The 20,011-nt window shown below is 62.7% G+C and carries 14 protein-coding genes; 9 read left to right on the top strand and 5 right to left on the bottom strand.

Annotated elements, in window-relative coordinates; all coding sequences use genetic code 11:
- Positions 1-62 precede the first annotated feature (62 nt).
- The 5 genes from PCJ49_RS01745 to PCJ49_RS01725 all read right to left on the bottom strand — a co-directional run bounded on the left by PCJ49_RS01745 (position 63) and on the right by PCJ49_RS01725 (position 7,539).
- A complete protein-coding gene (locus PCJ49_RS01745; protein ID WP_269909429.1) occupies positions 63-1,043 on the bottom strand; it encodes a GDP-L-fucose synthase in 981 nt (326 codons plus the stop codon).
- A 13-nt stretch (positions 1,044-1,056) separates the two neighbouring features.
- Positions 1,057-2,097: a GDP-mannose 4,6-dehydratase gene (gene gmd, locus PCJ49_RS01740; RefSeq protein WP_269909428.1), complete on the bottom strand. Its 1,041-nt coding sequence runs from the start codon at positions 2,095-2,097 to the stop codon at positions 1,057-1,059.
- A gap of 138 nt (positions 2,098-2,235) precedes the next feature.
- On the bottom strand, positions 2,236-3,351 hold the full coding sequence (locus tag PCJ49_RS01735; RefSeq protein WP_269909427.1) for a hypothetical protein: 1,116 nt from the start codon (positions 3,349-3,351) through the stop codon (positions 2,236-2,238).
- Between the two features lie 102 nt (positions 3,352-3,453).
- Positions 3,454-5,121: a SulP family inorganic anion transporter gene (locus tag PCJ49_RS01730; RefSeq protein ID WP_269909426.1), complete on the bottom strand. Its 1,668-nt coding sequence runs from the start codon at positions 5,119-5,121 to the stop codon at positions 3,454-3,456.
- 165 nt (positions 5,122-5,286) lie between these two features.
- Complete coding sequence (locus PCJ49_RS01725) at positions 5,287-7,539, bottom strand: TonB-dependent receptor (protein ID WP_269909425.1); 2,253 nt, start codon at positions 7,537-7,539, stop codon at positions 5,287-5,289.
- Positions 7,540-7,830: 291 nt separating this feature from the next.
- Between PCJ49_RS01725 and PCJ49_RS01720 the strand changes: the two genes are divergently transcribed.
- From PCJ49_RS01720 to PCJ49_RS01680, 9 genes are all read left to right on the top strand, one after another.
- The gene (locus PCJ49_RS01720; protein ID WP_269909424.1) at positions 7,831-9,051 is read left to right on the top strand and encodes an ROK family transcriptional regulator; all 1,221 of its coding nucleotides are present in this window, start codon (positions 7,831-7,833) and stop codon (positions 9,049-9,051) included.
- A gap of 272 nt (positions 9,052-9,323) precedes the next feature.
- Positions 9,324-10,220: an ROK family protein gene (locus tag PCJ49_RS01715; RefSeq protein WP_269909423.1), complete on the top strand. Its 897-nt coding sequence runs from the start codon at positions 9,324-9,326 to the stop codon at positions 10,218-10,220.
- A 30-nt stretch (positions 10,221-10,250) separates the two neighbouring features.
- A complete protein-coding gene (locus PCJ49_RS01710; protein ID WP_269909422.1) occupies positions 10,251-11,411 on the top strand; it encodes an AGE family epimerase/isomerase in 1,161 nt (386 codons plus the stop codon).
- 203 nt (positions 11,412-11,614) lie between these two features.
- Positions 11,615-12,808 carry a heparan-alpha-glucosaminide N-acetyltransferase domain-containing protein gene (locus tag PCJ49_RS01705; RefSeq protein WP_269909421.1) on the top strand — a complete coding sequence of 398 codons (1,194 nt, stop codon included), beginning with the start codon at positions 11,615-11,617 and terminating at the stop codon, positions 12,806-12,808.
- 333 nt (positions 12,809-13,141) lie between these two features.
- Positions 13,142-15,283, top strand: a complete 2,142-nt coding sequence (locus PCJ49_RS01700; RefSeq protein WP_269909420.1) for a TonB-dependent receptor — start codon at positions 13,142-13,144, stop codon at positions 15,281-15,283.
- Between the two features lie 91 nt (positions 15,284-15,374).
- On the top strand, positions 15,375-16,301 hold the full coding sequence (locus PCJ49_RS01695; RefSeq protein ID WP_269909419.1) for a glyoxylate/hydroxypyruvate reductase A: 927 nt from the start codon (positions 15,375-15,377) through the stop codon (positions 16,299-16,301).
- 211 nt (positions 16,302-16,512) lie between these two features.
- The gene (locus PCJ49_RS01690) at positions 16,513-17,181 is read left to right on the top strand and encodes a haloacid dehalogenase type II (RefSeq protein WP_089287209.1); all 669 of its coding nucleotides are present in this window, start codon (positions 16,513-16,515) and stop codon (positions 17,179-17,181) included.
- 6 nt (positions 17,182-17,187) lie between these two features.
- Positions 17,188-18,471 (top strand): FAD-binding oxidoreductase, encoded by a 1,284-nt coding sequence (locus PCJ49_RS01685; RefSeq protein WP_269909418.1) that lies wholly within the window; start codon positions 17,188-17,190, stop codon positions 18,469-18,471.
- 8 nt (positions 18,472-18,479) lie between these two features.
- Positions 18,480-20,009, top strand: a complete 1,530-nt coding sequence (locus PCJ49_RS01680; protein ID WP_269909417.1) for an ABC transporter substrate-binding protein — start codon at positions 18,480-18,482, stop codon at positions 20,007-20,009.
- Positions 20,010-20,011: the final 2 nt, after the last annotated feature.

Genomic DNA, 20,011 nt, shown 5'->3' with positions numbered 1-20,011 from the left:
CGCTGAACAAGGACTTAGAGCCGGGTGCGTTTTCGGTAAAACCTACCCGGCTCTAACCGGGATCAGTGGGCGCCGAGACCGCGCAGCCCGCCCTTTTCCGCTTCTTCCAGGAACCAGCGATAGGTCATTGCCAAACCGTCGGCTAGGCTGGTCTGTGCTGTCCAGCCCATTTCCGCCAGCTTGGAATTGTCCATCAGCTTGCGCGGCGTACCGTCGGGCTTGCTGGTGTCATAGGTGAAGCGACCGCGGTACCCCACGGTGGCGGCAATCTGCTCGGCCAGCGTACGGATGGTGACTTCCCGCCCGCTGCCAACATTCACATGATCATAGCCGCTGTAGTTCTTCAGCAGGAAGACCAGGGCGTCGGCCAAATCCTCCACATAGAGAAGTTCTCGCAGCGGCTTGCCAGTGCCCCACAACACCACCTCACCTTTGCCCTCGCGTGCTGCATCATGCAGGCGGGCCATCAGGGCAGGCAGCACATGGCTTCCGGATGGATGGAAATTATCGCCCGGACCATAAAGGTTGGTTGGCATTGCGGAGATGTAGTCGCAACCATGCTGCTTGCGGAAGGCCTGACACAGCTTGATTCCAGCGATCTTGGCAATGGCATACCATTCGTTGGTCGGCTCCAGCGGGCCGGTCAACAGCGCGTCTTCCCGCATCGGCTGGGGGGCCAGCTTGGGATAAATGCAGGAGGAGCCCAGGAATAGCAGCTTTTCCACACCGGTGCGGAAACTGGCCTGCACGATATTGGTTTCAATCACCAGATTATCGTAGAGGAAATCCGCCGGATAGGAATTGTTGGCCAGAATACCGCCCACCTTAGCGGCGGCCACCACCACCGCGTCGGGCTTCTGGGCAGCCACCCATTCCTCCACCGCCGCCTGACGGGTGAGGTCCACCACGTCGCGCCCGACGGTCAGCACCTCACAGCCTTCGCTGGCCAGACGGCGCACCAGCGCGCCACCCACCATGCCGCGATGTCCAGCAACCCAAACCTTTTTGCCGGTCAGATCATAGGGACGCAGTTCGTCAGACATTGCCAGCGCTCCGTCAGGCCATCAGCTTCAGGTCGGATTCCATCATGTCGCGCACCAGTTCGGCGAACGGGGTGGTGTGCTTCCAGCCCAGCTTTTCCCGCGCCTTGGTCGGGTCACCCAGCAGCAAGTCCACTTCCGTCGGGCGGAAGTAGCGGGGATCGACCTTCACCAGTTCGCGGCCAGTGGCGCTGCAACGGCCCACCTCGTCCACACCGGTGCCGGACCATGCGATGGTCACGCCGGTATGGGCGAAGGATTTCTCAACGAACTCACGCACCGTATGCATCTCACCCGTGGCCAGCACGTAATCATCGGCCACTTCCTGCTGCAACATGCGCCACATGCCTTCCACATAATCCCGTGCATGGCCCCAGTCGCGCAGGCTGTCCAGATTGCCGAGATAGAGGCAATCCTGCTTGCCATAATGGATGGCAGCAACGGCGCGGGTGATCTTGCGGGTAACGAAGGTTTCGCCGCGGATCGGGCTTTCATGGTTGAACAGGATGCCGTTGCTGGCATGGATGCCATAGGCTTCACGGTAATTCACCGTGATCCAATACGCATAGAGCTTGGCTGCGGCATAGGGGCTGCGCGGATAGAAGGGGGTGGTCTCCTTCTGCGGCGTCTCCTGCACCTTGCCGTACAGTTCAGAGGTGGAAGCCTGATAGAAGCGGGTCTTCTGCTCCAGCTTCAGGATACGGATGGCTTCCAGCAAACGAAGCGTGCCGATGGCGTCGGCATTGGCCGTATATTCCGGGGTCTCGAAGCTGACCTGCACATGGCTCTGTGCCGCCAGGTTATAAATCTCGTCCGGCTGGGTTTCCTGCACGATGCGGATCAGGTTGGTGCTGTCCGTCAGGTCACCGTAGTGCAGCTGGAAGCGCAGATCCTTCTCGTGGATATCCTGGTAGAGATGGTCGATACGGCCGGTATTGAGCGAAGAAGATCGCCGCTTCACCCCATGAACAATATAGCCCTTGGACAGCAGCAGTTCGGACAGGTAGGCGCCATCCTGCCCCGTCACACCGGTGATCAACGCAACCTTACGCGACATATCCACTCTCCAGTTGGCGGGCCTGCCAGAGCGTCAAACGCACCGGCCCGCAATTTTCTATCCCATCCCAACCAGTCGCCCCAACGGTCTGAATGGCAAAATCTGCTCTTACATGGTCGGCAGCAGGTTGTGAACCATTTATGCGGGCATGGGCGCTGTCACACTATCGGCCAAAGCTTCCAGCGCCGCTGCCGTACCCGCCACATCCCCCACCGGCACGCGGATATAAGGCTGGCCTGGCTGCTGCCCTTCCCGGCAGATAAGGTCCACATCCGATTGGTCAGAGCCGATGTAAAGCACTGCTTTGCCAGACGCGATGCAGCCATAGGTCTTGGACGGAATGACATAGGCCACGAATCCATCACGCAGCGTGATCAGATGCGCATCCGGCGTTACCAGCAACCGGCCGAGATCGCCGAAGGGCACCGGCTTGCCCCGCGCCACCGGCAGCCCCTCCGCCCGCAGCCGCTCTTCCACCAGGGTGGCACCGACGCCGATGGCGTTCAGCCAGAGGCCAACCCGGCCGGAGCCCTGGCGATGGTGACGGATATAGGCCTCCAGGAAAGTGTCAGTATCATGCGCCACCCCCCAATTGCCTGAATAGAGCAGAACCACCTTGCCGGCCAGTTCCGGCGGCACGGGCAGCGGCTGTTCATCACCGGTCAGTTCCACCGGCGGCGGATCGCGCTTCAACAAGATATTCGCCGCCGGAATCCCATAGGATTGCAGCAACCGCACCTGATCTTCGCCCGAGGCCTCGAATCGCTGCACCCGGCGGCGCAGCCAGATCGTCAGTTTCAGAAAGGCATCCAGAGCCACCGATTTCGTATCCCGCGACGCAATCAGGCATTCCGGATGAAAATCCGCGATCCGGTAGATCAGCTGTTTGCGCAGGATCAGGTTCAGCGGCACCAGATAATGCAGCAGGAACGGCGGGGAGCCGGTGAACAGGATCTGATCCGCCTGCCGCATCCAGTGCCAGGCGGCCTTAAGCAGGGCGGCATTGGTGCGCGCCGTCCACAGCAGACGGCGCGGCAAGTTGGCCCGATCAATGGGGGGAGCAGACAGGCGCAGAATGCGCACCAGCCCCGGCCCCACCCTGTCCTCTTCCAACCGCGTCTCACCAGAGGTCAGACCGACCAGCGTTACCTCATACCCCAGGGCAGCCCGCTCCCGGCAATGCATCACGGCATATTGGCCGACGGCGCCAAAATCGGGGGGCAGCCAGTCGCACAGGTAAACAAGACGGGTCATGGTCGATCTGCTTGGGGGAAGGGAAGGAGGTGTAAGGGCGGCCATAGATCAGGGATCGACAGGGGGCTGTCAATGTCGCAAGCGGCGAGGCAGCCATCCACCCTATCGGTCAAGTACATCCTGTGCTAGCTGCTTCGCCCGCTCCAGATCGGCCGCCATCACCACCGCGCCGCGCCGGTGGCGGATACCCAACCCATGCAGCACCCCCATCGGCTGGCGCTGCACCCCGGACAGGATGATGCTGGCACCCCGGCGCGCCGCCCGTTGGATGGCGGTCTGGATGGCATCGGCCCCCGTGGCATCCAGCAGGGGAACCGCCTCCATATCCAGGATCAGCACCTTGGGCGCGCCGCCGGTACGCTCCAGCACATCGGCCAGCTTGCGGGCAGCGCCAAAGAACATCGGCCCGTCAATGTGATATAGTACGGTGTGCGGCGGCAGCCCGGCAGAGGCTTCCGGCTGTTCATGTTCCCGCACGCTCACGGCTTCTGACATGCGGTGCATGAACAGCACGGCGGCGAACAGCACCCCCACCTCAATCGCCACCGTCAGGTCGATCATAACCGTCAGCACAAAGGTGGTCAGCAGGATCAACCGGTCGCCGATGGGGGCGACCTGGAGCTGATGCACAAAGCGCCCGGCATCGCTCATGTTCCAGGCCACCACCACCAGCACGGACGCCAGCACCGCCAGAGGCACATAGGTCGCCAGCCCGCTGAAGGCCAGCATGAACAGCAGCAAAAAGGCGGCGTGCAACATGCCGGAAACCGGGCTGCGCGCGCCGGAGCGGATATTGGTGACGGTGCGGGCAATCGCCCCCGTTGCCGGCAGGCCGCCAAACAGCGGCGAGGCGATATTGGCCACACCCTGGGCCAGCAATTCCGCATTGGGGCGATGCCGCCGCCCCGTCATGCCATCAGCCACCACGGCGGAAAGCAGCGACTCGACCCCCGCCAAAAAGGCGATGGTCAGGGCGCTGGGCAGCAGGATACGCAGCTTCTCCAGCGTGATCTCCGGCACGGCCGGCATCGGCAGATGGTCAGGAATACCGCCGAAACGCGAACCGATGGTTTCCACCGGTAAACCCGCCAGGGGGGCCGCAACGGCCGCTACGACAACCGCCACCAGAAAGGCCGGTACCTTGGGTGTCCAGCGGCGCATCACCAGGATCAGGGCCAGGCAGCCCAAGCCCAGAATGGCCGCCGGGCCAACCGTGCCGCGCGCTTCCCAGAAGGCCGGCCATTTTTCCAGGAACTCCGCCGGTACACTGGCCATGGAAAGACCCAGCAGGTCCTTGATCTGGCTGGTGAAAATGATCACCGCAATGCCGGCCGTGAACCCCGTCACCACCGGTTCCGGGATATATTTGATCCACTGGCCCATGCGGGTGACAGCGGCTGCCACCAGGATGATGCCGGCCATCAGGGTGGCCAGCAGCAGCCCGTCATAGCCATGCCGGGCGATGACATCGAACACCACCACCACAAAAGCCCCGGTCGGGCCGCCAATCTGCACCCGGCTGCCCCCCAAGGCGGAGATCAGGAAGCCTGCCACCACCGCCGTGACCAGCCCCTTGTCCGGTGTGGTGCCGGATGCGATGGCCAGCGCCATGGCCAGCGGCAAGGCGACAATGGCCACTGTCAGCCCCGCCACCGCATCATTGCGCAGGGCGGCAAGACTGTATCCTTCTTGGAAACACGTGATCAGCTTGGGCATCAGTTCCCGCCACAGGGCTGTGGCGGGACGGGCGGGGGTGGGCGCAATGGCCATGGCTGGCGCCTTGATGTGACGGGCGGGAACGCGCCTATAGCGTCACCGCCCACCCACCCCGGCGTCAAGCGCCGGGGTTACCGCAAAGGGTGCGGGTCAGACTGAACCAGGGGGAATGGCTTTTCCCCTTCCCCCACAGGTTCATTCATCACCGCCCCTCAACCGTCAGAACTTGACGGCGACTTCAACGCCATAGAAACGCGGCGTGCCGGCGATGAAGGTGGGCACACCGAAGGCACCGCCGGTATTGCCGGCATCGATCAGATATTCCCGGTTGAACAGGTTCTGTACCGAAGCAGTCACCGTCCAGCGCCCATCATCGGACCGGAAGCCGGTCCGCAGATTGGCCGTGCCATAGGCACCCTGGCTGATATTCGGCAGATTGGTTTCTTCAAAATAGACCCGCGACTTCCAGGAGAAGGTCGGGGTCACGAACAGCTCAACCCCGCTGTCACCCAGCGGACGGACATATTGGGCACCGAGAGAGACGCTATGTTCCGGGGTCAGGCGGAAGGTGTTGCCGGCCAGTACCTGCCGGTTGCCCCTGGAGTCGGTGTCATCAAACTCGGCATGGATATAGCCGTAATTGGCGAAGACCGACAGCGCCTCTGTGGCTTGGGCCGTGATGCTGCCTTCAAACCCGTAGGCTGTGGCCGTGCCGCTATCCACCGTCACCGCGATGGGGGAATTGTCCGGCCGGGAGGAGGTCTGGAAATTGCTGTAATCATAGTAATAACCGGCCCCTTCCAACTGTACCCGGTTATCCAGCAGGCTGGTCTTGGCCCCCGCCTCATAGCTCCAGACGATTTCGTTCTTCAGCGTGTTGGACAGGGTGGCGTTCACCTGCACCACCGCCGGACGGCGGCCCCGCGACACGCTGGCATAGATCAGGCTGTCGGTCGTCGGCTTGTAGCTGGCGACAAGGCGACCAACCACACTGTCAAAATCCTTCTCCTGTTCCTTGCGGGGTACATTGGGGAACAGGCTGCCGATCAGGCTGACCGGGCGATCCACCCATTGCTCGAAAGCCGATTCCTGCTTCTCATGCGTGAAGCGCACGCCGGCCGTCAGGGAGAATTCCGGGGTCAGCGCATAAGTGCCGTCGGCAAAGGCCTCATAGGCGCTGTTGGTGCCATAATTGGTGAACAGCGCCTCGCCATAGGTGCGCAGCGGCAGGCCATTGGGCAGCGCCGTCGGGCCGGGATTGACGGTACCGTTGGGCAGGATCGCCTGACCATAGAAGGGGTTCAGCGCCGGCACCGCCAGCAGGGCCAGCGAGCGTTCATTGGTGCGCAGCGGCACGCGCTGATAGCCCTTTTCATGGAAGTAATTGGCCCCGACAAAACCCTGGAACCGGTCGCCATCATCGTAATTCAGGCGGAATTCCTGGCTCCACTGCTCACTATGGGCGATCTCGGCGAATTCCAGCATATAGGCCTGGGTGCCGTCGGCATCGAACTCCTCATCCGTATCGAACTTGCGGAAGCCGGAGATGGAGGTCAGGTGCACGCTGTCGGACAGGCGATATTCCGCCGTGACATTGGCGTTGAACAGCTCCCGATCCACCCCCAGCTCGTCACCGCGATTAAGCTGGGCGGCGGTGAAGGGGCTGGTATCGCCACCCGCCGGGGCAAAGCGGCGGTTCTTGAAGGAGGTGCCGGTATAATCATCCTTCTGATAGTTCAGGATGCCGGTGATCTTGAAATCGTCGGATGCCTCCACCAGCACCGAACCGCGCAGCGCTTCCACGCCAACGCCGTTCAGCTTTTCCTTGGCACCCGGCACCAGATTGTCGATATAGCCGTCGCGCTGGCGGCTGATACCGGCCAGCCGGACGGCCACCTTGTCCGAGACCGGGGCATTGACCGTGGCCTCATAGGTCTGCTGGCGGTAATTGCCGATGGCGATGCGGCCGGTCACTTCCATCTTGTCCAACTGCGGCTTGTTGGAAATGACATGGACGGCGCCGATCTGGGCGCCACGGCCGAACAAGGTGCCCTGCGGCCCCTTCAGCACTTCCACCCGTTCGATATCGAACAGTTCCACCACCGCCCCCCGGGCGCGGCTGGCCGGCACGCCGTCAACAAAGACGGAAACGCGGGCCTCCTGCTGGGAAGAACCATTGTCGGAGGTGATGCCACGGATGACATAGCCGGGATTATTGGGGCTTTGCAGTTGGATCTGCAGGCCAGGCACGAAGTTGGACAGGTCGTCCAGTTCCGTCAGGCCCAACTCCTCCAGCTTCTTGCCGCTAAAGGCGGTCAGGGAGATCGGCACATCCTGGGCGCTCTGGCTGCGCTTCTGCGCCGTCACGATGATCTCTTCCAGAACAAGGGTCTCTGCCTGCGCCGGGATGGCGCTCAGAATCGCCAGGGCGCAGCCGCCCAGCAGGATCGGGCGCAAGCAGATAGTCGACATTTCTATTCCCTTCCGATGATCATGGCCGGTGTTGATGACGGGGGTCGGCCGATCACGCGCAGAATAGGGAAGGCGGTTACAGCTTCATGAAGGGGGGATTAAACTATTGTTTGAAACGTGTTTTTCTTTACCATTCAGTCTCTTGGGACACATCTATCAGGTCAATAGGGGACAACTGCAGGCCCGGTGCCGATCATGCGACGCGACATCCCCATTGTGTGGCCCGGCCAGCACGCGGTAATTCCAGAAGCTATTCCTGTATCTGCCCGCCCCTGAAGGTCTCACCCTCCCATGCAACCGCACACGCCCACGCGTCTGGCCGATCTGCACCCGTCGCTGGGGGCCAGCCTGTCCGGCACCAATCTGGAACGGGCGGGCGATCATAATCAGCGTGTCACCTTGCAGGCGATCCGGGTCAGCGGGCCGATCACCCGCAGCGATCTGGCGGAGATCACCGGCCTGACAGCGCCCGCCATTGCCAACATCACCAAGCGGCTGTTGAATGAAGGGTTGATCATGGAGGCTGGCCGCCTGCTGGGGCAGCGCGGCCAGCCGGCCATGAAGCTGACCATCAATCCGGATGGCTGTTTTTCCATCGGGCTGAATATCGATCGCGACCATATCACCCTGGTGGTGCTGGACCTGCTGGGACAGGTGCGGGCGCGCGCAACGCTGGAGGCGGAATTTGCCTTGCCCGATGCGGTGATTGCCTTCTTTGACGCGCAAATCCCGCGCCTGCTGGAAACCGGTGGCATTCATCCGGACCGGTTGATCGGCCTCGGCATCGCCCGGCCCGACGATCTGGGCCGGGTGCATCTGCCGCACCAGCCGGCCGCCTATGCCGGGTGGGAGGATGTGGACCTGCCCGCCCTGCTGGGGCAACGCTTGCGCCTGCCCACCTTTGTCGAAAATGACGCCGCCGCCGCTGCGCTCGGCGAATTGGCCTTTGGCCATGGGCTGCATCACCCCAGCTTCGTCTATATCCTGTTCAGCCGGGGACTGGGCGGTGGGTTGGTGATCGATGGCAACTATTACCGCGGCGCCAATGGACGCAGCGGAGAGATCGGCTTTCTGCCCATCCATTCCCCCCGCACAGCCGCCCGCGCGTTGCAGGATGCCGTCTCGCTGTCCGCCCTGTTCGACTTTTTGGAAGCGCGGGGCCACCCGCTGAAACGGCCGGACCAACTGGCCACCCTGCCCGCCTCTGGCCAAGCAGCGGTGGCGGAATGGCTGGAGATGGCGGCGGAATTGCTGGTGGAACCGTTGCTTTCCATCAGTTGCCTGATGAATCCGGAGGCGGTGTTCATTGGGGGCCGGCTGCCGGCCGATCTGGTGGATGGGCTGGTGGCGGCCGTCAACCGGCGTACCGCCGGTTATGGGGACCGCGTCCCCGCCATCGCCCCCCTGCGCCGTGCCGCCATGGCTGCCGACGCACCGGCGGTGGGGGCGGCCATCCTGCCCTTCAACGACCGGCTGCTGCCGTCGCGCAGCGTGCTGATGAAAACGGCGTGAAGTCGCCTCCGATTTATTATTTCAATTTGCTTATTTTAAAAGAGCAGATAAATTGCCCCGCGAACGCCCCGGCCCCGTCAGGAAGGCCAAACCAGGGGCGAATGCAAGATGCCAGAGGAAGCCCATGTCCAGCGAGATTCTCCTGCCTTAGTATGCCTATGGCTGGCCGCCGCTGGCGTGGCGGCATCGCGGGCCATACCCGCACCTGAACCAGATATTTCCTTACGTCAAAGGGCCGCCGCGACCTGCGCTGTCGGCCGGAGCATTGCCAGATGATCAGAATTGGGGTCGATTTCGGCGGTACCAAGATCGAAGCCGCCGCCCTGGACCAGGATGGCCGTTTCCTGTCCCGCGTGCGTCAACCCAATCCGGGTGATTATGACACCGCCATCCGGGTTGTCTGCGACCTGATCCAGCGCGCTGAGCAGGAAGCCGGTGCCAAGGGCACGGTGGGCGTTGGCGTCCCCGGCTCCATCTCCCCGCGTACCGGGCTGATGCGCAACGCCAATTCCGTTTATCTGAACGGCCGCACCTTCCGGGAGGATCTGGCGACCGCGCTGGGCCGGGATGTGCATATGGCCAATGACGCCAATTGCCTGGCCCTGTCGGAAGCCGTTGATGGCGCGGCGGCCGGGGCGCGAGTGGCCTTTGCCATCATCATCGGCACCGGTTGCGGTGGCGGGCTGGTGGTGGATGGCCAGTTGGTGGAGGGGGCCAACGGTATTGGCGGCGAATGGGGCCATATCCCCCTGCCCTCCCCGCAAGGGGCGGAGCTGCCGGGCACCGAATGCTGGTGCGGCCAGCGCAACTGCCTGGAAACCTGGGTCTCCGGTACCGGCTTGCGCCGTGATTTTGAGCGGGTGAGCGGCCGGTCCATGGATGGCGAAGGCATTATCCAGGCCGCCCGCCGGGGCGATGCCGATGCCGTGGGCGCCATGGACCGCTATATTGATAGGTTGGGCCGGGCGATGGCGCTGATCGTCAATATCCTGGACCCCGATGTGTTCGTGCTGGGCGGTGGCCTGTCCAATGTCACGGAACTTTATGAACGGCTGCCGGCCGCCATCCGCCCGCATGTCTTCTCCGACGGCTGGGAGGCAAAGATCGCGCCTGCCCGCTGGGGCGACAGTTCGGGCGTGCGCGGTGCCGCCCGTCTGTGGCATTCCTGATCCATTCAATCAGCCAGGGCCTTGACGCCGATGACTCAATCCTTCCTTACCGCCGCCGCCACGCAGCGCGACCGCCTGAAAAGCTGGTTGCTGGGCCAAGCCTTCCCCATCTGGTGGGAGCAGGGCTACGACCATGCGCGCGGCGGTTTCCATGAAAAGCTGGACCAGCAGGGCCAGCCGGTGGAGGCCAACCGCCGTGCGCGTGTGCAGGCCCGCCAAGTCTATTCCTATGCCGTGGCCGGCCGCCTGGGCTGGGACGGCCCGGCGCAGACGGCGGTGCAGGAAGGGCTGCGGCTGTTCCTGGAACGGTTCCAGCGGCCGGATGGGCTGGTGCGCGGCGTGGTCTCCCCCGAAGGGGCGCCGGTGGATGACAGCGTGGCGCTTTATGATCAGGCATTCGCCCTGTTCAGCATGGCCCAGGCCGCGCAGGCGTTGAATGATGTGGCCGTGTATGAAGCGCAGGCCCTGGCCGTGCTGGCCGCCATGCGCGACCTGCTGCCCCACCCGGTGGCCGGATTCGTGGAACCGGCGGGCAAGCATCGCCAGCAATCCAACCCGCATATGCACCTGTTTGAGGCCTGTCTGGCCTGGGAGGAACTGACCGGCAATCCGGTCTGGACCGATCTGGCCGACAGCATCGCCCATATGGCCCTGACCTATTTCATTGATGCCAAGACCGGGGGGCTGCGGGAATTTTTCGCCGCCGACTGGTCCCCGGCTGAGGGGGTGGATGGGCGCATCGTCGAGCCCGGCCACCAGTTCGAATGGGCCTGGCTGCTGTTGCGCTGGGGCACGCTGCGCAGCCGGGAGGATGCGGTGGAAGCCGCCATGCGCCTGATCGCCATCGCAGAAGGCCACGGCGTTGACAAGGCACGCAATGTTGCCTTCAACAGCCTGCTGGATGATTTCTCCCCCCATGATGCCGCCGCCCGCCTGTGGCCGCAGACGGAACGCATCAAGGCCGGCTGTCTGGCCGGCCTGCTGACCGGACGCGCGGATTACTGGCAGATCGCCGCCGACGGGGCCGAGGGGCTGTGGACCTATCTGCAGACGCCCGTTCCCGGCCTCTGGTATGACCGGATGCAGGCCGATGGCAGCCTGATTGACGAGGCGGCACCGGCCAGCAGCTTCTATCACATCATCTGCGCCATCGTGGAACTGGATCAGGCTTTGGCAAAGGCCGGGGCCTGATCAGCGGGGCGCATGTCGGGTGATCAACCCGTGATCACCCGACATGCCGGCCGGTAAAATCCTCTTTCCAGTCCTTCCCACGGCAGCTTTCGCTGATCCGCCCCCCGCGATTCCGCATATCCAACCTGCGGCACTGTCATAAGCTATCCCACTAATGGTAATGACCGGCCGAAGGGTCGGCAACGGAACGGGGATTGGCAGACATGACAAGCCTGACAGGCAACGGGGTTTATGCGCCGGTGCAGACGGCACCGGCCGCCATGGCACGCACGCGGCTGGTGGCCATTGATGCGCTGCGCGGGTTGGTGATGCTGTTCATGCTGGTGGATCATGTACGGGAAACCTGGTTCCTGCATATGCAGGTCAGCGACCCGGTGGATGTCACTCAGGTGAGCCCGGCGCTGTTTTTCACCCGGCTGCTCTCCACCTTCTGCGCCCCCACCTTCGTGGCGCTGACCGGCCTGTCGGCCTGGCTTTACGGCCAGTCGCACAGCAAACAGGAAACCTCCCTGTTTCTGCTGAAACGTGGCCTGTTTCTGATTTTCCTGGAACTGACCTTTGTCGGCTTTGCCTGGTCGGCGCAGTTCCCGCCAAAGGGGTTCTGGCTGCAGGTGATCTGGGCCATCGGTATCAGCATGGTGGTGCTGGCCGGTCTGCTGCATCTGTCCCGCCCCTGGCAGTTCGCGCTCGGTCTGCTGATCGTCTGCGGCCATAATCTGCTGGATGGGATCCGGCTGGCACCGGGGGATGCCTGGTACGTGCCTTGGGCCATTCTGCACCAGCGCAGCGTCATTGATCTGGGTGGCGGCATGTTTGCCAAGACGACATACCCGATCCTGCCCTGGATCGGGGTGATTCTGCTGGGTTATGCCGCCGGCCCCTGGTTTGCCAGGAATGCGGATGCGGGCCAGCGCCAGCGCCGCCTGTTGCTGGTGGGCATCGCCATGCTGGTTGGCTTCTTGGCCCTGCGCTACGCCAATTTCTATGGTGACAAGCCCTGGTTCACCGGCGCCGACGGGCTGGAGACAGTCATGAGTTTCCTGTCACTGACCAAATATCCGCCCTCCCTGCTGTTCCTGCTGCCCACCGTCGGCACCGGCGTGCTGCTGCTGGTGCTGTTTGAGAAAGGTCAGGATAGCCGGCTGATGCCCTGGCTGGCCCTGTTCGGTGGTGCGCCGATGTTCTTCTATCTGCTGCATCTTTATGTGCTGAAGGCGCTCTATCTGGGGGCCGTGGCGCTTTATGGGCTGAACAAGGGCAGCGTCTTCGGGGTGGATAATGTCTCCACCGTCTGGCTCTGGTCGCTGGGGCTGGTGCTGCCGCTCTATTACCCCACCCGTTGGTTCGCCCAGTTGAAGCAGCGCCGCAAAGATATCTGGTGGCTGAAATATCTCTGACCGGCATTTTCTGCTGATCTGCCCAGCCCAAAGCCCCGCCATCCCCGTGATGACGGGGCTTTTTGTCGCGGAGGGGGCAGAAGCCCCCGGCATTTTCCACGTATTTTGACCCGTCAACGATATAACACACTGTCGCCCCATGGCAGTTTGACGAAACAATTTTGTCGTCAATGCGCAAATCTGGATAACAGGAAAAAGCAAAACGCAGAGCGAAAACGCCTCGCAAAGATGCCGACCATTGTGTTGGCATGACGGGATGAATAAGAAAGCGGATGTTACATAGTAACAATCCGTACCAGGTTGGACGGCGGAGCTTCATAAAGGGGAACAAAGATGAAAATTAATCCCGGATTCCGGCTTGCCTTGGTGGCAGGGGCTGCCTGTGTCGCGCTGACCGGTACCGCAACCGCTGAGATGGCAGCGGGTGAGGAACTGGCAGAAATCATCGTTGTCGGCCAGCGTCAGGCCTATCGGGGCGACATCGCCATCAAGGACACGCCGCAATCGATCCAGGTGCTGGATGGGGAGTTGTTGAACACCATTGGCGCCACCGGCCTGGAAGATGCGCTGGAAATGGCCAGCGGCATCGCCAAGCAGAATAATTTCGGCGGCCTGTGGGATGCCTTTGCCGTGCGCGGCTTCTCCGGGGATGAGAATTTCCCCTCGGGCTATCTGGTCAATGGTTTCAATGGGGGCCGTGGCTATGGCGGCCCGCGCGATGCCTCCAACATTGAAAAGATTGAGGTGCTGAAGGGTCCCAACTCCGCCCTGTTCGGCCGTGGCGAACCGGGCGGTACGGTGAATATCATCACCAAGAAGCCGAAATTCGACACAGAGGGCAGCTTCAGCGTCTCCGCCGGCAGCTATGATAATTACCGGGTCGAAGGCGATATCACCGGGGCGGTGGCCGACAAGGTGGCCGTGCGCCTGAATGGCGCGGCAGAAGATGCCGGCAGCTTCCGCAAAACCATCAAGACCAAGAAATACACGTTCAGCCCCTCCATCCTGGTGGAACTGACCGAGGACACCTCGCTGTCCTATGAAATGGAATATGTGAACCAGAAGGTGCCGTTCGACCGTGGCATCGTCGCCATCAATGGTGTGCTGGGTGCTGTCGCCAATTCCACCTTCCTGGGCGAGCCGGATGACGGCCCCACCAAGGTGCGCGTGCTGGGCCATCAGGCGCAGTTGCAGCATAATTTCAGCGATAACTGGAGCCTGCTGGTCGGTGCCGGCTATCGTGAAACCTCTTTCAAGGGTTTCTCCAGCGAGGCGGAACTGGCGGGTGGCCGCCAGACACTGGACAAGACCAACGGCACCTTCCTGTCACGTCAGCGCCGTTATCGTGATTTCCAGACCGAACATTCCGTATTGCGGGCGGAAACCAGCGGCACCTTCAACACTGGGGATTTCACCCATCACGTGATCATGGGCACCGACTGGGACAAGTTCGAGGTTGATCACCTGCAAATGCGTTCCCGCCCCAGCACCTATACGGCGGGTCGGCCGATCACGGCCGCCAACAATGCCATCAATGTCTATAACCCCGTCTATGGCAACATGCCGGTGCCGGGCGCCTTCCGCAGCGAGCTGGAAACCCAGGAAGCCTGGGGTGTCTATCTGCAAGACCAGATCGACGTCACCGAGAAGCTGAAAATCCGCTTCGGCGGCCGCTACGACAATTTCGACCATAGCGTCGATTTCCGCCGGACCAGCACAAACGCCTCCAAGACCTATAAGAAGTTCAGCCCGCAGGCGGGCATCGCCTATGAATTCACTGAGGAAGTGTCGGTTTACGGCTCCTATGGTCAGGGCTTCCGCCCCAATTCCGGTGCTGATGCCAGCAACAAGCTGTTCCGCCCAGAAGAAACCAAAAGCTATGAGGTGGGGGCCAAATACACCACGCCGGATGGCAAGATCACCAGCACCGTTGCCCTGTTCAGCATGAAGAAGAACAATGTGCTGACGGCCGATCCGGTGAATTCCGGCTTCTCCCTGGCCATCGGCAAGGCGCGCAGCAAGGGGATCGAGTTTGATCTGAATGCCAAGCTGCCAGAAGACATCCAGGTCTATCTGACCTATTCCTACACCGACGCCGAGGTGGCGGAGGATATGCTGGACCCCAACTTCGCCCAGCCGATCCGCGAAGGCTCCGCCCTGCTGAACGTGCCGAAGAACAGCGCCAACCTGCTGGTCACCAAGGAATTCACGGTCGGCACGGATGATGTCGTCACCATCGGTGGTGGTGTGAACTATGTCGACAAGCGCCTGGGTGAAACGGCAACGGAATTCTATCTGCCCAGCTACACGCTGGTGAAGCTGCTGGCCTCCTGGCAGCCGACGGACCAGTTGAAACTGTCGGTGGATGTGAACAACCTGTTCGACAAGCGCTATTACGCCAGCTCCTACGCCCGGCTCTGGGTCGCCCCCGGCACGCCGCGCACCTTCACCGCCCGGGTCAGCTACACGTTCTGATCTGGCAATTTTCTCGATACGGCATGAACCTCACTGTCACGCCGCTGATACCCTCCGGTGTCAGCGGCGTGTTTTTTCTGGGAGACCGGACATGGCCCTTCTCTACAAGGCAGACCCGGTGCGCGGTGCCATCTGGCAAAGGCTCTTCGCCACAGAGGCGCCGGAGATTGATTTTCGCCACTGGCCCGATACCGGCAATCCTGCCGATATCCGCTATCTGGCCGCCTGGACGGTGACGCCGGACCTGCTGGCCAGCCTGCCCAATCTGGAGGTGCTGTTCTCCACCGGGGCCGGGGTGGACCAGTTGGACCTGACCCAGGTGCCCGACCATATCCAGGTGGTACGGATGGTGGAACCGGGCATCACCGATGGCATGGTGGAATATGCCAGCTTTGCCACCCTGGCCTTGCACCGTCACATGCTGCATTATCGCAAGGCCCAGGCGGAAGCGCGGTGGGCGCCGATCAAACTGGTGCCGGCACAGGATCGGCGCATCGGCGTGATGGGGCTGGGCAATCTGGGCCGGGCCGTGCTGGCCCGGCTGGGCAGCTATGGCTTCCCACTGTCGGGCTGGTCGCGGTCACCCCAGCAGGTGGAGGGTGTCACCTGCCATGCCGGGGCGGAGGCGATGCCGGCCTTTCTGGCGGGCTGCGATATCCTGATCTGTCTGCTGCCGCTGACGGTGGAGACACGCGGCATTTTGTGCCGCAAAATCTTCGATCTGCTGCCCGATGGTGCCGCACTGGTCAATGTCGGCCGGGGCGGTCATCTGGTGGAATCCGACCTGCTGGCGGCCTTGGATGCCGGAAAACTCTCCGGTGCGGTGCTGGATGTGACGGAACAGGAACCACTGCCGGCCGATCATCCCTTCTGGCAACATCCCGCTATCTTGTTGACGCCGCATATCGCCAGCATGACCCAGCCGGAAACGGCCGCCCGCGTGCTGATGGGCAATATCCGGCAGCATCGCCAGGGTCTGGCGATGCTGGGAACTGTCGCGCGCGGACGCGGATATTAAGGAAAAGGTGATGCGGCAGACTGTGCCGCAGACCCTGCCGAAAAGGCCGATAAATATCCATCCACCCTCCCCAATCGGGGGGAAGTTCCGCCCCTCCCATGCGCTAATTGCCTTGTCGCGGACGCCATTCAACGGGTGATCCGCCGGACCGATCCAAACCGCGAGCGGCCCCGAGAACCGGCCATTCGCCCGATGTGAAGGACAGATCGCCATGGCCCCCTTCCGGCCCAAATTCATCACCTTCGACTGCTACGGCACGCTGACCCGCTTTCGCATGTCCGACATGGCGCGGGAGATGTTCCCCGACCGTATCAAGCCGGAGGATATGGACCGGTTCTGCAAGGATTTCGCAGCCTACCGGCTGGACGAGGTGCTGGGCGCCTGGAAGCCCTACCGCGAGGTGATCCATAATTCCGTGGAGCGCACCTGCAAGCGCTGGAAGATCGAATTCCGCCCGGAAGAAGCCGCCCGCATTTATGAGGCGGTGCCGACCTGGGGGCCGCACGCCGATGTGCCGGCCGGTCTGGCCAAGGTGGCGAAGGAGATCCCGCTGGTGATCCTGTCCAATGCCGCCAACGAACAGATCCATCATAATGTGGCGATGCTGGGCGCGCCGTTCCACGCCGTCTATACGGCCGAACAGGCCCAGGCCTATAAGCCGCGCCTGCAGGCGTTTGAATATATGCTGGATCAGTTGGGGGCCGACCCGAAGGACATCATGCATGTCTCTTCCAGCTTCCGCTATGACCAGAACTCCGCCACCGATCTGGGCTTTGGTGCACGCGTCTTCGTGGCGCGCGGACATGAGCCGACCAACCCGAACTATCGGGATTTCGAAATCCCGCATATCGGCATTCTGCCGGCGCTGGTGGGGCTCTGATCCATCATGGCGGACCGGAAAACCCTCTCCTATTGGCTGGATACGGCACCCGGCTTCACCGGCGGGGCAACCGGTCCGGTGGAAGGCCGGGTGGATGTCGCCATCATCGGCGGCGGCTTCACCGGCCTGTCCGCCGCCTTGGCCCTGCGTAAACGCGGGGCCAGCGTGGCGGTGCTGGAAGCCGGCCGTGTGGCGGGGGAGGCTTCCGGCCGCAATGGCGGCCAGTGCAATGCCGGCACAGCACATGATTTCGCCGGTCTGGTCGCCCGTTTCGGACGGGAGACGGCGGCGCTCTACTATAACGCCCATGTGCAGGCCGTCAGCGATGTGGAGCAACTGGCCAGGGAAGAAGGCATCGATTGTGCCTTCCGCCGAGCCGGCCGGCTGAAGCTGGCGGCCAAACCGGAACATTATGCCAAGCTGGAAAAGGCCTATGAAAGCCTTGCCACCATCGACCCGCATGTAACGCTGGTGCCGCGGGCGGCCCTATCGGCGGAAATCGCCGGCGACGCCTTCCATGGCGGCCTGCTGCAAGGCACCAGCGCGCAACTGCATGTCGGCAAATTCGGCGTCGGTCTGGCAGAGGCCGCCAGCCGCCGGGGGGCGATGATTTACCAACAGGCCGCTGTCACCGGCCTGTCGCCCCAGGGCAGTGGCTGGCTGGTCACCACCCCGCGCGGCACGCTGACGGCCGGGCAGGTGCTGGTCGCCACCGGCGGGGCCAGTCCGCAGGGGCCGTTCGGCTGGTTCCGCCGCCGCATCATCTCGGTCGGCAGCTTCGTCATTGCCACAGAACCGCTGTCGCCCGAACTGGTGGTCCGGCTGTTCCCCGGCCGACGCAATTATGTGACCAGCAAGAATATCGGCAATTACTTCCGTCTTGCCCCGGATAACCGGCTGATCTTTGGCGGGCGGGCGCGCTTCGCCATCTCTGATCCTTTGTCGGACCAGAAAAGCGGCCGCATCCTGGAAGCCACCATGCGCAGCCTGTTCCCCGATTTGCGCGATACGCGCGTGGATTATTGCTGGGGCGGCATGGTGGATTTGACGGCCGACCGGTTGCCGCGCGCCGGGGAGCAGGACGGGCTGTTCTACGCCATGGGCTATAGCGGGCATGGCGTGCAGATGTCCGTCCATATGGGCGAACGCATGGCCCGTGTGATGGCGGGGGAGCGTGCCGCCAACCCTTGGGCCGGGCTGGATTGGCCGGCAGTGCCGGGCCATCTGGGCAAACCCTGGTTCCTGCCGCTGGTCGGTCTTTACTACCGCATTCAGGATATCCTGCATTGAGGGGCGGCATGGGCCTTTCGCGTCGAACGCTGTTGACAGCCGGCATGGCCGCCAGTGCCCTGCCCCTGCTGCCAGCCTGGGGACAGGCTGCACCACAGCCCCGGACCGGGGGCCGCATCCGGGTGGCTGGCATGTCCAGCTCCACCGCCGATACGACGGACCCGGCCAAGGGGGCCCTGTCCACCGATTATATCCGCCATCACATGCTCTATTCGGGCCTTACCGAATATGGCGCCGATCTGCGGCCCCGGCTGGCCCTGGCGGAGGCCATGGAAAGCAGCGATCAGATCACCTGGCGGATAAAGCTGCGCGACGGCGTGCGCTTTCATGATGGCAAACGGCTGAATGCTGAAGATGTGGTGTTCAGCCTGACCCGCCATCTGGACCCGGCCGGCGGGTCCAAGGTCCGGCCCATCGCCAGCCAGTTCGCCGAGATAAGGGCCACCGGCCCGCTGGACCTGACCATCACCCTGACCGGCCCCAATGTCGACCTGCCCGCCATGCTGGCGCAGTCGCATTTCCTGATCATCGCAGCCGGGGCAAAGGATTTCAGCCGCCCCAACGGCACCGGCCCTTATCGGATCAAAAGCTTCGTGCCGGGCGTCAGCACCATCGTCACCCGCAATGAGGATTTCTGGAAGCCCGGCAAACCCTATCTGGACGAGATTGAGCTGATCGGCATCCCGGATGAGGTATCGCGCGTCAACGCGCTGCTGTCCGGCGATGTACAGATGGTGATCGCGGTCAATCCGCGCTCCATCCGCCGCATCCGGGAAAGCGGCACGCATGAGATGTTGGAGACACCCAGCGGGCTCTATACCAACCTGATCATGCGGGTTGATGGCGGTATTACCGGCAATCCGGATTTCATGCTGGGCATGAAATATCTGTTCGACCGGGAACTGGTGAAGCGCGCCCTGTTCCGTGGCTCCGCCATCATCGCCAATGACCACCCGATCCCGCCCTTCCACCCGTTCTTCCGGGCCGACCTGCCGCAGCGGAACTTTGACCTGGACCGGGCGAAATATCATTTCGCCAAGGCGGGGCTGGGGCCGGCACGCCTGCCCGTCTATGCCTCCACGGCGGCGGAAGGCTCAGTCGATATGGGCTCGGTTCTGCAGGAATATGGCGCCCGGGCCGGGCTGAACCTGGCCATCAACCGGATGCCGGCGGATGGTTACTGGTCCACCCACTGGATGAAACATCCGCTGAGCTTCGGCAACACCAACCCGCGCGCCACGGCCGATCTGGTGTTCAGCCAGTTCTACAAATCCACCGCCGCCTGGAACGAGACCGGCTGGAAGAATGAGCGGTTCGACCGCCTGCTGCTGGAAGCCCGCGCCACGGCGGACGAACCGCTGCGCGCCCAGATTTACGGGGAGATGCAGGAGATTGTCAGCAATCACTGTGGCACCGCCATCCCCGTCTTCATCAATCTGATGGATGGCTATGACAAGCGGCTGAAGGGGCTCTACCCCGTGCCGGTCGGCGGCTTCATGGGCTATGCCTTTGCCGAACATGTCTGGTGGGAGGGTTAAAC

Source organism: Niveispirillum sp. BGYR6, assembly GCF_027568365.1.
Lineage (GTDB): Bacteria > Pseudomonadota > Alphaproteobacteria > Azospirillales > Azospirillaceae > Niveispirillum.
The sequence above is the reverse complement of the archived record's forward strand: the minus strand, read 5'-3'. Positions and strand labels throughout refer to the sequence as shown.